The organism is Brucella daejeonensis (assembly GCF_014199265.1).
GTDB classification, from domain to species: domain Bacteria; phylum Pseudomonadota; class Alphaproteobacteria; order Rhizobiales; family Rhizobiaceae; genus Brucella; species Brucella daejeonensis.
The window spans coordinates 248,687-260,865 of the sequence record NZ_JACIJG010000002.1 but is presented as its reverse complement, the minus strand read 5'-3'; the positions used below and the strand labels follow the sequence as shown (position 1 = coordinate 260,865).

Here is a 12,179-nt window from a genome sequence, read left to right as displayed (position 1 = left end):
TTCCTGATAGGACTTTACCAATGAAAATGCTGCCTCACGGCGGCATTTTCATTTCCAGTTGGAACGATAAATTGCGGAACTTCCATATATGGATTCAGTTTGCGCTGAACCCCGCATCAGAAGAAATAATTTCCTAAAACCGCATAATGGAGGTTATTTTCGACGCTTCATTAGAATGAAATTCCTGTATTCTGCATCTCATCGAATAATTTTACAGGCAGCCTCAAAATGAAGTTCGCAAAAATCTTCGCTACGGTCGGTGTTCTCCAGGCAGCGCTTTTCTCCACTGCACTGGCGGGCGAAAACCTCGACGCCATCAAGTCTGCGGGTGTGCTCAAGATCGGCACGGAAGGCACCTATGCACCGTTCACCTTCCACGACAAAGACAATAAGCTCGTCGGTTTCGACGTGGAAATTGGCGAAGCCGTGGCCCAGAAGCTGGGCGTGAAAGCCGAGTTCATCGAAGGCAAATGGGACGGCCTGATTGCCGGTCTCGACGCCAACCGCTATGACACCGTCATCAATCAGGTCGGCATCACGGAAGAGCGCCAGAAGAAGTTCAATTTCTCCAATCCATATATTGTTTCGAAGGTCGTTCTCATCGTCAATGAAAAGAACGATGAGATCAAAGGTTTTGCCGACCTGAAAGGCAAGAAATCTGCCCAGTCGCTGACCAGCAATTACGGCAAGATCGCCAAGGAGGCTGGTGCCGAACTCGTCGCCACAGACGGCTTCGACCAATCGATCCAGCTGGTGCTGACCGGACGCGCCGATGCAACGCTCAATGACAGCCTGTCTTTCCTCGACTTCCGGAAGCACCAGCCGAAGGCTCCTGTGAAGGTGGTGGCAGAGAAGGAAAATGCAGACGCATCTGGTATCATCATGCGTAAGGGCGATGACGATCTGGTGGCTGCAATCAACAAGGCGCTGGATGAGATCAGAGCCGACGGCACCTACGACAAGATTTCGCAAAAGTACTTCGGCCAGGACGTTTCCAAGTAAAGGCCGCGTTTTCCCTGTTGGCGAAGCCGGAAGCTGTTTCCGGCTTCGTTTCTTTGTGGTCTTTGCAAAATATTTTTCCAAGCCAAGGATGTCGGCCTGTATAAGATAGGCTCGACATTATTCTCGCGCTTGAAACAAGTCTGTCCTCACGCATTCATAAGGAGCCGAAACCAGTGCCCGATTGGCTTCAACTTATGTCAGAATCCCTTCCCACCCTCCTCTGGGCGGGACTGATATTTACCATTCCACTGACCCTGTTGTCTTTCGCCTTCGGTCTTGCGCTTGGGCTCCTGACTGCTCTCGTCCGGCTTTTTGCCCCGCTCTGGCTTTCGTCCGTTGCCCGGTTCTATGTGTGGATATTCCGCGGTACGCCTCTGTTGGTCCAACTCTTCGTGATCTTCTATGGCTTGCCAAGCGCGGGTATTTATCTCGATGCGTTTCCCGCTGCCGTGATCGGTTTCACGCTCAGCGTCGGAGCTTACAGTTCCGAAATCATCCGCGCGGTCATATCTGCCGTTCCAAAAGGTCAGTGGGAAGCGGCTTACTCCATCGGAATGAGTTGGCGCCAAGCGCTCGCCCGCACCATTTTGCCTCAGGCGACAAGAACTGCCGTACCACCGCTATCCAACTCGTTCATTTCTCTGGTTAAGGATACGTCTCTCGCCGCCGCGATCACCGTGCCAGAACTGTTTCAGTCCGCCCAACGCATCGTGGCAACGACCTATGAACCACTCATTTTGTATATTGAAGCGGCTTTGATCTATCTGGTGATGAGCTCTGTTCTGTCCGCGATGCAGGTAAGGCTGGAACGGCGCTTCGGACGCTACGGCGGAACGCTGGAGACAAACGCATGATTGAGCTGCAACATATCGTCAAACGCTTCGATGAGGCGGTCATCCTCAACGATATCAATGTCGCTATTGCTGAAGGCACGGTGACCGCCCTCGTCGGCCCTTCCGGCGGAGGCAAAAGCACGCTGCTGCGCTGCATCAATCTTCTGGAGATTCCGACAGCCGGCACGCTGGTACTGGGCGGGCAGACCATTGCGTTCGAGCCGAACCGAAAGCCAAGCTGGCAGGCGATCCAGTCGATCCGCAAGCAGACCGGCATGGTATTCCAGAACTTCCAGCTTTTCCCTCACCAGACCGCGATTCAGAATGTCATGGAAGGTCTCGTTACCGTTCTGAAATGGCCGAAGGAAAAGGCCCGGGAACGCGCGATGGAATTGCTCACGAAGGTGGGCATGGCTCATAAGGCCGATGCATGGCCGGCGACACTTTCGGGCGGGCAACAGCAGCGTATCGCCATAGCGCGTGCGCTTGCTCCATCCCCGCGCGTCCTGCTGTGCGACGAACCGACCTCCGCTCTCGATCCGGAACTGGCATCTGAAGTGGTCGACGTTCTCAGCAAACTTGCAAAAGAGGGAACAACGATGGTCATTGCCACGCATGACCTGCGCCTTGCTTCCAAGATCGCGAGAAACGTCGTTTTTCTCGAATCGGGGAATATCGTCGAGACGGGTTCCGCCCACGAGATTTTCACCAGACCGACCCGTGAGCGTACACGCCAGTTCGTTGCGACCATCAACGCAGCCCACACTTACGACATTTAGCGGTATACTTCCGGCATTTTTATCCTCCAGATACAGCGCCGGGCAGATACCGAAATCGAACTAACACTAATATCTTTATGTATTTAGTGGATTTTTTGAATTTAGAGTCTGAGAAAGATTCTCACTCAGCTGGGGTTCAGACGTCAAATTCAATCTGCTCGTGCTCTTCTGTCAGGCAAGGGCTTTCGCAACCAGCGAAAGCCCTCCCGGCACACCGGGCGGTCAAAACTCTTACGTGCTTTCAAAAATTTTCCGGCGGCTTCCTACAGCCTGCCCCTTGGTAAAACGGAAAACCACTGTTACATTATGCACAACGTAAAATTTGAAGCGCCTTGCTTGCGTCCTCATGGGTTCGCGCGGCGCCATAAGGACAAAAACCTTGAAAAACCCCGACGAGGGCACCGCCGAAATGGTGCGCCAAGGGGCGTCCGGCGGACATTCGGGCAATTTGCAGACCCGGAATCCGTCCGAAAACGGCAAGCGCAGACAGCGCAAGAACGCCGTGGCAGAGGTCGGAAATGCGCGTGGCGCTTCCGATTCAGGACGCTCAAAACCGCAGGATGACCCGCAGAACAAGGGCTCTCAGAGCCAGCGTAAGCGTGCGCGCCGCCGTCGGCGCGGAAAGTCGCCCAACGCGGAAGCTTCAGATCAAAAGGCTCCTGTTGCCGAAACAGCGAACGTCGAACAGCGCCCTTCTGGCAAAATATCCAATCGCCGTCGGCGTGCTCGCAAGAAAAAGCAGGCTCGCCAGCAGGGTGGTCAGCAGCCTCACGCACAGGAGAACGCAGCAAAGGCTCTGCAAAACGTGCTGGGGATCGACAATCCGCAGCCGTCGACACACAAGCGTAAGGTCCATCCGGCCCAAACCGTACGTGATACAAACAGCGCGCACCATAACAGGAGCGAAGCATCTCTCTATGCCGCGCTGGACCTTGGAACCAATAATTGCCGTCTGCTGATTGCATCGCCAACGAGACCCGGACAATTTCGTGTCGTGGATGCGTTTTCGCGTATCGTTCGCCTCGGTGAAGGTCTCAGTGCAACCGGGCGGCTTAGCGACAACGCCATGAGCAGGGCCGTGGAAGCGTTGAAGATCTGCCGCGACAAACTGGCGGGCAAGAAGATACGCCGGTCGCGGCTGATAGCCACCGAGGCCTGCCGTTCGGCGGCCAACGGTGAGGAGTTTCTGGCGCGCGTTCGCGAAGAAACCGGGCTTGAGCTGGAGATAGTCGACCGGCAGACCGAAGCGCGCCTTGCCGTGTCGGGTTGCGGAACGCTCGTTACCCGTGATACGGATGCGGTCGTGCTGTTCGATATTGGCGGCGGTTCGTCGGAAATCGCATTGATCGATGTTTCGCGGCGGCGTTCGCCTCGCCTGGCGGAGCATATCATGGCCTGGACCTCGCTTCCGGTAGGCGTCGTGACGCTTGCCGAGCGTTTCGGCGGGCGCAACGTCACGCAGGAAGGCTTCGATTCCATGGTCAACCATGTGACCGATCTGCTTTCTCAGTTTGCCGAGCGCCAATGTCTTGGGAAGCTGACGACCAGCCCGCGCTTTCATCTGCTCGGCACATCGGGAACAGTAACGACACTTGCTGGCATTCATCTCGGTCTCGAGCGCTACGACCGGCGTCGCGTGGATGGTATGTGGATGGACGCGGAAGACGTGACGCAGATGACCAACCGTCTTCTCTCGTGGGACTTCGAGGCCCGCGTCGCCAATCCATGCATTGGCGCCGACCGTGCCGATCTGGTATTGGCCGGCTGTGCCATTCTCGATGCCATTCGCAAAGTATGGCCAAGCGAAAAACTACTCGTTGCCGATCGCGGGTTGCGCGAAGGCATTTTGACCGAACTGATGTCGCGCGATGGCGCATGGCGGCACAACCGCGCGGCAGGCGCTAGAAACAGGCATTAACAATGAGCAAGGCAGGCGGAAGCAAGGGCGGAGCGAGAACGGGCGGGCGCGGCGGCGCCGGTACCAGCAATCTGCACGTGCGTGTAAAAAAGAAAGCCGGGACCATCAAGGAGTCTTCGCGCCGTTGGCTGGAACGCCACCTGAACGATCCTTATGTGCACAAGTCAAGGCAGGACGGTTATCGCTCGCGCGCGGCTTACAAACTGCTCGAAATCAACGAGCGCTATAATCTGCTCAAAAAGGGTCAGAAAATCATCGATCTCGGCGCTGCCCCCGGCGGCTGGTCGCAGATCGCCGCCAGGATCGTCGGCTCCACCGATGAGGAGCCACAGGTTGTCGGGATCGACTATCTGCACGTCGATCCCCTGCCCGGTGTCATTTTGCTGGAAATGGATTTTCTGGATGACGAAGCCCCGCAAAAACTGATGGAAGCCCTGGGCGACAAGCCCGATCTCGTCATCTCAGACATGGCTGCTCCGACGACAGGTCATCGCAGAACCGACCATTTGCGGACTGCGCATCTTTGCGAAGTGGCCGCCGAATTTGCGATTTCCGTACTCAAGCCCGGCGGCCATTTTCTGACCAAAACTTTCCAGGGCGGCACGGAAAATGAGCTTCTGGCACTTCTCAAGCAGAAATTCCGCTCGGTGCATCACGTAAAGCCACCGGCATCCCGCGCTGAATCGGTCGAGCTTTACCTGCTGGCACGGGACTTCAAAGGCTGACCCTTATTTGCCGGCAGATGTGCTGGCAGCTTCAACAGCCGTACGTTCCTTGCTGCGATGCTTCGTAACGGTTGGCGCGGCCAGTTCCTTGCCAGCATCCGGCGCAAGGCGTGCAAACCATATGAAAGCCAAAGCAGAAACAGCGGCGACCACGAAGAAACCGATATGGAAATCCGTCAACGCGATATCCGAACCGCGAAGCGACGTGCTGATTTCCAGGATTCCGCCTGCCAGTGCTACGCCGATGGCGATTGAAACCTGCTGGGCAACAGCCGTAATGGGCGTGGCTTGACTGGTTTTCTCGTCGGGTATTTCGGCGAAAGCCAAGGCGTTGACGCCGGTAAAAAACAGTGAGCGAGCGAAACCACCGACCAGCAGAAAGCCGATAATGACCCAATAAGGCGTTGACGGTGTAAACAGGCCGTTGACTGCAATGAACCCCGCTGAAATCAGAGAACCGGTCATCAGGGCGCGCCGGAAACCGACCCGGGCAAAGATGCGCTTTGCTCCGAACTTCATGCTGATGGCACCTATCGCCGAGACAAATGTCATCATGCCCGATTGAAACGGCGTAAGACCAAAACCCAGTTGAAACATCAATGGGAGCAGGAAGGGGATGGCGCCGATCCCGAACCTGAAGATACTGCCACCGATCACAGCCGACCGGAATACCCGGTTCTCGAAGAGCTTCAGATTGAGCAGCGGCGCGTCCACCCGTCTCGAATGCCACAGATAGAGAATCGTGCAGGCAATACCGATAGCAAGCGTCGCGAAACCGACTGCCGGCGGCAACGCCGGAAGGCTGACCACGGAAAGTCCGAACACAACGCCGGACATCGCAATTCCGGAAAGAAAGAACCCTGTCCAGTCCAGCCGTTTTACAATGCGCTCGTCATTATCGGGAAGGAAACGTGTCGCGAACCAGATTCCGGCAATGCCGATCGGAACATTGATCAGGAATATCCAGTGCCACGTCAGAAAGGTCGTTATGAAACCTCCGACCGGCGGTCCGACGAGCGGTCCCACCATTGCCGGTATCGATAACCAGGCCATGGCCGAAACGAGTTCGCTACGCGGCGTCGAGCGGATAAGCACCAGACGGCCGACTGGCGTCATCATGGCCCCGCCCATGCCTTGCAGAAAGCGTGCGACCACGAAAGCAGCCAACGAATTCGATACCGCGCAGGCAACGGACCCAACAACAAATACTGCAATCGCTGCCCTGAACACATTCTTCGCACTGAAACGGTCCGCCATCCAGCCACTGATTGGAATAAATACCGCAAGCGCGACGAGATAGGCCGTAAGCGCCAGTTTGAGCGCAATCGGACTTGTACCTATATCGGTTGCGATAGCGGGTAGCGACGTCGAAATGACGTTCGAATCCATCTGCTCCATGAAGAGAGCGATGGCTAATACAAGAGGAATGATTCGATTCACGATGATCTTCCGAAGCAACGGACCTGGCGAAACCGATACCCCTATGTAATGCAATACTCAAAATTGCCAGCTAATAAGCTGTCACATTGAGGTGAACAAGCAAAAAAACAGGTTATTTTATAGCTACTAGGCTGGTGTTCACGAAACACCCGGCTGTCCCTCGTTTACCTCACGCCAGATTTCAGTCGTTCACATTTGTGCGAAACAGGGTTGCGCTACCCGTAACAGCTTGTTACATTTTGTTACAGTTTCACGCGGCTTCGAACCGGAACGGGGTGCTGGTTCAAGGAGGTAGGAAATGAACGATATTACAAGAACAGCACTTGTCTACGGTATGATGATCATATCGCTAAACACCGCGCTGGCGTTAGGGCTCCTGGGACTGGACTTCCTGCGTTAGAGCCTTGACCTGATTCAACCGGATCGAAAAGCGCGGTAGCGCGGGCCTCACAGATCTTTACTTTGCCCTCCAGGCAAGCACGAAAAAGAGCGTTTCCGATAATAGGGAAACGCTCTTTTCATTTCAGTAAGTAACGTCGCTCGTTCGGCGAGAATGAGCGCTTATGTCACCTTCCAAAAGTCAATGTTACGCCCTCACCCAATTTACAGGAGAACGTTTTGATATCAGTCCCGATATCGTAGGTTTTCGGTGGCAACGCTCGCATGGTGACAAACACCGTATCGTCGGGCTGAACCACATAACGCGTGAATTCAGTAATCGGCGTATAATCTTCCCCTATGATGAGGATAGTACCTGTAAAGACTATAGCCTTGTCTTGAGTCGATGATTTTACAGGCGAGGGAACGATCTCATGCCAAAAGCCGCGGGGCGCTTGAATAGTCAGACCAGTTAGCTGTCGACATTTATCCAGGTTCAATGACGACCTGGCTTTATCCCCCAAGAGGGCGCGCGCTTCCAGCGAAGCAAAAACGGCTCCGTCTTCTGCGGCAGATGCTCCCGTGGCGAATGTCAAATTTACAAGCGTCGCGAAACTCATCCGCCCAAGCGTGGCAAATGTTCCTATTTTGCGGGTCATGGCGTAAAGTTAAACCGCTTGGCGCACGATACTAGTCCAAACATTGACCCGCAAATATTTGATCCTACAAAATTCGCGTCTGCGTAGCTGGATCAAAGAATACGGACTTGTCCAGATTGAAAGCGAGCCGCGAAGACTGCCCCGCGATGATGCTCGCATCGGCACGTAGACGCGCCACCACATGCTTGCCACCAAGGCGCGTGACGGCAAAAGTGTCCGAACCGGCCGGTTCTACCACGTCGATCAGACAGTCACCTTCAACGACAGCACGCGCGTTGCGATCGGCACCATCGGGATCGGTAAGGGCCTCGGGACGAATTCCGAATACGATCTCCTTGCCAACATAGTCGCCAAGACCGCTCGGGGCGTGCTTCAACGGGAGTGTCAGAGCGTCGCCTTCACCACGCTCGAGCGAAATCGCATAATCCGAACCGTTCTTTTCCACCCGTACGGTCAGAAGATTCATCGCAGGCGACCCCATGAAGTCAGCGACAAACATGTTTGAAGGATTATTGTAGATTTCAGCAGGTGTACCGAACTGCTGCAAAACGCCGTCCTTGAGAACTGCAATCTTGGTGGCAAGCGTCATGGCTTCAATCTGGTCGTGCGTCACATACACGATCGTGGTCTTCATGCGGCTGTGCAGCCGTTTGATCTCGGTGCGCATATCCACACGCAGCTTTGCGTCGAGATTGGAAAGAGGTTCGTCGAACAGGAAGACCTGCGGATTTCGAACCAAGGCGCGTCCCATCGCAACGCGCTGGCGCTGACCACCAGATAGCTGGCTCGGTTTGCGGTCGAGCAGATGGCCGATCTGAAGGATATCAGCAACTTCCCGAATGGCCTTGTCACGCTCGGCCTTCGGCACTTTGCGGATTTCCATGCCAAATGCGATATTACCTGCCACCGTCATATTCGGATAAAGCGCATAGGACTGAAAAACCATGGCGATATCGCGCTGCGACGGATGCAGGCTGGCGATCGACTTGCCGTTGATCGCTATATCGCCCGAGGTGATCGGTTCCAGCCCGGCAATTGTGTTCAGAAGAGTAGACTTGCCGCAACCCGATGGACCGACGAGCACCAGAAAGCCACCTTCATCGATTTCGATATTGATATCCTTCAATACCGGAACATTGCCGTAGGACTTGTGGAGGTTGTTTATTTTCAGAAAAGACATTTGCAACTTATCCCAGAACTAGCCCTTGACGGCACCGGACATCAGACCGCGCACGAAGTAGCGACCCGAAACGATATAGACGATCAGCGTGGGCAGAGCGGCCAGAATGGCGCCTGCAAAGTGGACGTTATATTCCTTGACGCCGGTGGAAGAGGAAACGAGGTTGTTGAGCGCCACCGTCATCGGCGTCGAATGCGCGCCGGAGAAGGAGGCACCGAACAGGAAATCGTTCCAGATATTGGTGAACTGCCAGATCACCGACACCACGATGATCGGTCCCGAAGACGGCAGCAGGATACGCCAGAATATCTGGAAGAAGCTGGCGCCGTCGATCTGTGCAGCACGCACCAGCTCGGTCGGAAAAGCCTCATAATAATTGCGGAAATAAAGCGTCGTAAAGCCAATGCCATACACCACATGCACGAGAATGAGGCCCCACAAGGTCCCTGCAATGCCAAGAAAACCAAGAACGCGCGCCATCGGAATGAGCACGATCTGAAACGGGATGAAACAGGATAGCAACAGAAGCCCGAAAAAGACGTTCGCCCCGCGAAAACGCCATTTTGTCAGCACATAGCCATTGAGAGCGCCGATGATGGTCGAAATCGCGACAGCGGGCACCACCATCAATATGGAATTGATAAAGAACGGCTTCAGCCCTGTGGGTTGGACACCGATCTGTGCCGTGGACCAAGCGGAGAGCCACGGCTCAATCGTCCAATGCTGTGGCAGATTCAACATGCCGCCCTGGCGGATTTCGTCCAGAGGCTTGAACGAGTTGACGAGCATCACATAGAGCGGCAGCAGATAGTAAAAGGCGAACAACAGCAGCGCGCTATAGATCAGTGCGCGTGTCAGCTTTCCGCTATTGATGGCATTGTCCTGCGACTGGGTGCTCATGACCGCGACCCTCCGCGAATTTCGGAGTAGAGATAGGGAATGATGATTGAGAATATCATCGCCAGCATGATGATCGCCGACGACGCGCCGATGCCCATCTGATTACGGGTGAAGGTGTAGGAATACATGAAGGTCGCCGGCAATTCTGTTGCCTGTCCGGGGCCGCCGCCGGTAAGGGCTATGACGAGATCGTACGCCTTGATCGCCAGATGCGCGAGCACGACAAAGGCCGACAGAAACACCGGACGCATCAGCGGAATGATGATGCGGCGATAGATCGTCCCTGTCGAAGCACCGTCAATCTGGGCAGCCTTGATGATTTCATTGTCGACACCACGCAGCCCCGCAAGGAACATCGCCATCACGAATCCGGACGATTGCCAGACGGCCGCAATCACCAGGCAATAGATCGCCATCGTATTGCTCTTGATCCAGTTGAAGGAGAAACTCTCCCAACCCCATAAATGCATTGTGTTTTCCAGACCTATGCCGGGATCGAGGAACCATTTCCAAGCCGTTCCCGTCACGATAAAGGACAGAGCCATAGGGTAGAGATAGATGGGGCGCAGAACACCCTCGCCGCGGATTTTCTGGTCCAGAAGGATCGCGAGAAAGAGGCCGATAATCGAACAGACGATAATGTAGAGCGACGCAAAGATTGCCAGATTGGTTATTGCACGCCACCAGTGGGGCAAAGCCCAGAGCTTTTCGTAATTCGTCAGTCCGACGAAGCCATAGGATGGCAGCATCCGGCTGTTGGATAGTGAGAGAATACCGGTATAGACAATAAAACCGTAGACGAAGACGAGCACTATAAGAAAGCTCGGCCCCAGAACCAGTTTTGGCACCAGTTCCTGTAATCGGCTGTTACGCTGCATGTTTGCGTCACCTTGTTTATGCTGGCCGTCTATAATCCTGATGGCCAGCGGACCGCCGCGTGCGGCTTGTTTCACGTACGCGGCAACGGGCCGCGCCGGATAAAAAACGTCCGGGATGAACTCCCGGACGTCTATTACCTGTCGTTACTTCGCGGCTTCTACAGCCGTAACAAGTTCCTTGACGGCGTCTTCCGAAGAAAGCTGACCGTTGAACTGACGGGTTACCACGTCATAGATGGCGTTCTTCACAGCAGCCGGATTGGCATAGCCATGTGCCATAGAGCCAAGCATGGTTCCCTTCTCGCTCGCTTCCTTTTCGTCGGCGATAGCCTTCTTACCGCAAGCATCAAAATCGGTGTCAGGTACGTCTGTGCGTGCAGGAGCCGACCCCTTCACCACGTTGAAGGCCGACTGGAAAATCGGGCTTTCGATTGCCGAAGCCATTTCGAGCTGGGCTGGAACCTTGTCTTCCGAGACCTTGAACATCGCGAACATGTCAGAGTTGAAAGTTATGGCGCCCTGCGTGCCCGGATAGCGCATGCAGACAAAATCTTCGCCCGGCTTCTTGCCAGCCTTGATGAACTCGCCCTTTGCCCAGTCGCCCATGAACTGGAGGCCCGCCTTGCCTTCGATGACCATGGCCGAAGCGAGGTTCCAGTCACGACCGGAGAAGTTGTCGTCCACATAAGAACGCAGCTTTGTCATGCGATCGAAAGCCTGCTTCATCGTATCGCTGCCGAGGGTTTCAGGATCGAGATCGATGAAGGCCTTCTTGTAGAAGTCCGTACCGAAAGAAAGTACAACTGCATCGAATATCGTGGCGTCCTGCCATGGCTGACCGCCATGAGCGACCGGCGTAATGCCCTGCTCCTTGAATTTGTCGAGGAGGGCAATCAGTTCGTCCCAGTTGGTAGGCTCCTTACCGCCAGCCTTGTCGAGCGCTGCCTTGTTGATCCACATCCAGTTGGTGGAGTGAACGTTTACAGGAGCGGCAATCCAGTGACCGTCATATTTTGCAAACTCCTGCAGAGGAGCCGGAATTACCTTTTCCCAACCTTCCTTGTTCGCGACATCGTCAAGATTTCCGAGAGCGCCCTGTTCCGCCCAGTCGCGAATGTCGAAGCCGAGCATCTGCACGGCTGTCGGTGCATTGCCGGCAGTTACGCGTGCGCGCAGAACGGTCATGGCTTCCGTGCCACCACCACCGGCAACCGGCATGTCGGTCCAGCTAATACCCTTCTTTTCGAGATCCTTCTTGAGGACATCGAGTGCGGCCGCCTCGCCGCCGGCGGTCCACCAATGCAGAACTTCAACATTCTGCTTGTCCTGCGCATTGGCGACAGGCGCCATTCCGGCGAGCAAGGCACAGGCTGCTGTACCCATCGCGGCGAGCTTCAAAAGTTTATGCATATCTACCTCCCGTAGAAACAAACGAAACCATAGTCCCGGATTGCCACTCGTGCCTCTGCACCAGTTCGGCATTCCGC

11 protein-coding genes are annotated in these 12,179 nt (G+C 55.0%); 5 read left to right on the top strand and 6 right to left on the bottom strand.

Going from position 1 to position 12,179, the window contains the following annotated elements; translation table 11 throughout:
- Positions 1–228: 228 nt before the first annotated feature.
- From FHS76_RS03530 to FHS76_RS03510, 5 genes are all read left to right on the top strand, one after another.
- Positions 229–1,002, top strand: a complete 774-nt coding sequence (locus FHS76_RS03530) for an amino acid ABC transporter substrate-binding protein (protein WP_183648162.1) — start codon at positions 229–231, stop codon at positions 1,000–1,002.
- 173 nt (positions 1,003–1,175) lie between these two features.
- Positions 1,176–1,856 carry an ABC transporter permease subunit gene (locus tag FHS76_RS03525; protein ID WP_183648159.1) on the top strand — a complete coding sequence of 227 codons (681 nt, stop codon included), beginning with the start codon at positions 1,176–1,178 and terminating at the stop codon, positions 1,854–1,856.
- Complete coding sequence (locus tag FHS76_RS03520; protein WP_183648156.1) at positions 1,853–2,614, top strand: amino acid ABC transporter ATP-binding protein; 762 nt, start codon at positions 1,853–1,855, stop codon at positions 2,612–2,614. Before FHS76_RS03525 ends, FHS76_RS03520 begins: the two co-directional genes overlap by 4 nt.
- 379 nt (positions 2,615–2,993) lie before the next feature.
- Complete coding sequence (locus tag FHS76_RS03515; protein WP_183648153.1) at positions 2,994–4,532, top strand: Ppx/GppA phosphatase family protein; 1,539 nt, start codon at positions 2,994–2,996, stop codon at positions 4,530–4,532.
- Positions 4,533–4,534: 2 nt separating this feature from the next.
- Positions 4,535–5,257, top strand: coding sequence for an RlmE family RNA methyltransferase (locus FHS76_RS03510; RefSeq protein ID WP_183648151.1), 723 nt, complete (start codon positions 4,535–4,537; stop codon positions 5,255–5,257).
- Positions 5,258–5,260: 3 nt separating this feature from the next.
- Here the strand turns inward: FHS76_RS03510 and FHS76_RS03505 are convergent, their stop codons facing one another.
- From FHS76_RS03505 to FHS76_RS03480, 6 genes are all read right to left on the bottom strand, one after another.
- Positions 5,261–6,697, bottom strand: coding sequence for a DHA2 family efflux MFS transporter permease subunit (locus FHS76_RS03505; RefSeq protein ID WP_183648148.1), 1,437 nt, complete (start codon positions 6,695–6,697; stop codon positions 5,261–5,263).
- 566 nt (positions 6,698–7,263) lie between these two features.
- Positions 7,264–7,734, bottom strand: a complete 471-nt coding sequence (locus FHS76_RS03500) for a VirK family protein (protein WP_183648145.1) — start codon at positions 7,732–7,734, stop codon at positions 7,264–7,266.
- A 64-nt stretch (positions 7,735–7,798) separates the two neighbouring features.
- Complete coding sequence (locus FHS76_RS03495; RefSeq protein WP_183648142.1) at positions 7,799–8,914, bottom strand: ABC transporter ATP-binding protein; 1,116 nt, start codon at positions 8,912–8,914, stop codon at positions 7,799–7,801.
- Between the two features lie 18 nt (positions 8,915–8,932).
- Positions 8,933–9,814: a carbohydrate ABC transporter permease gene (locus FHS76_RS03490; RefSeq protein ID WP_183648139.1), complete on the bottom strand. Its 882-nt coding sequence runs from the start codon at positions 9,812–9,814 to the stop codon at positions 8,933–8,935.
- Positions 9,811–10,692 carry a carbohydrate ABC transporter permease gene (locus FHS76_RS03485; protein WP_183648136.1) on the bottom strand — a complete coding sequence of 294 codons (882 nt, stop codon included), beginning with the start codon at positions 10,690–10,692 and terminating at the stop codon, positions 9,811–9,813. The genes FHS76_RS03490 and FHS76_RS03485 overlap by 4 nt, the downstream gene beginning before the upstream one ends.
- Positions 10,693–10,836: 144 nt before the next feature.
- Positions 10,837–12,102, bottom strand: a complete 1,266-nt coding sequence (locus FHS76_RS03480) for an ABC transporter substrate-binding protein (RefSeq protein WP_183648133.1) — start codon at positions 12,100–12,102, stop codon at positions 10,837–10,839.
- Between the last annotated feature and the right edge of the window lie 77 nt (positions 12,103–12,179).

Bases quoted from the DNA above. Each gene is read 5' to 3' on its own strand.
- FHS76_RS03530 (WP_183648162.1), top strand. From the start codon at position 229: ATGAAGTTCGCAAAAATCTTCGCTACGGTCGGTGTTCTCCAGGCAGCG.
- FHS76_RS03520 (WP_183648156.1), top strand. From the start codon at position 1,853: ATGATTGAGCTGCAACATATCGTCAAACGCTTCGATGAGGCGGTCATC.
- FHS76_RS03510 (WP_183648151.1), top strand. From the start codon at position 4,535: ATGAGCAAGGCAGGCGGAAGCAAGGGCGGAGCGAGAACGGGCGGGCGC.
- FHS76_RS03500 (WP_183648145.1), bottom strand. From the start codon at position 7,734: ATGACCCGCAAAATAGGAACATTTGCCACGCTTGGGCGGATGAGTTTC.
- FHS76_RS03495 (WP_183648142.1), bottom strand. From the start codon at position 8,914: ATGTCTTTTCTGAAAATAAACAACCTCCACAAGTCCTACGGCAATGTT.
- FHS76_RS03490 (WP_183648139.1), bottom strand. From the start codon at position 9,814: ATGAGCACCCAGTCGCAGGACAATGCCATCAATAGCGGAAAGCTGACA.
- FHS76_RS03485 (WP_183648136.1), bottom strand. From the start codon at position 10,692: ATGCAGCGTAACAGCCGATTACAGGAACTGGTGCCAAAACTGGTTCTG.
- FHS76_RS03480 (WP_183648133.1), bottom strand. From the start codon at position 12,102: ATGCATAAACTTTTGAAGCTCGCCGCGATGGGTACAGCAGCCTGTGCC.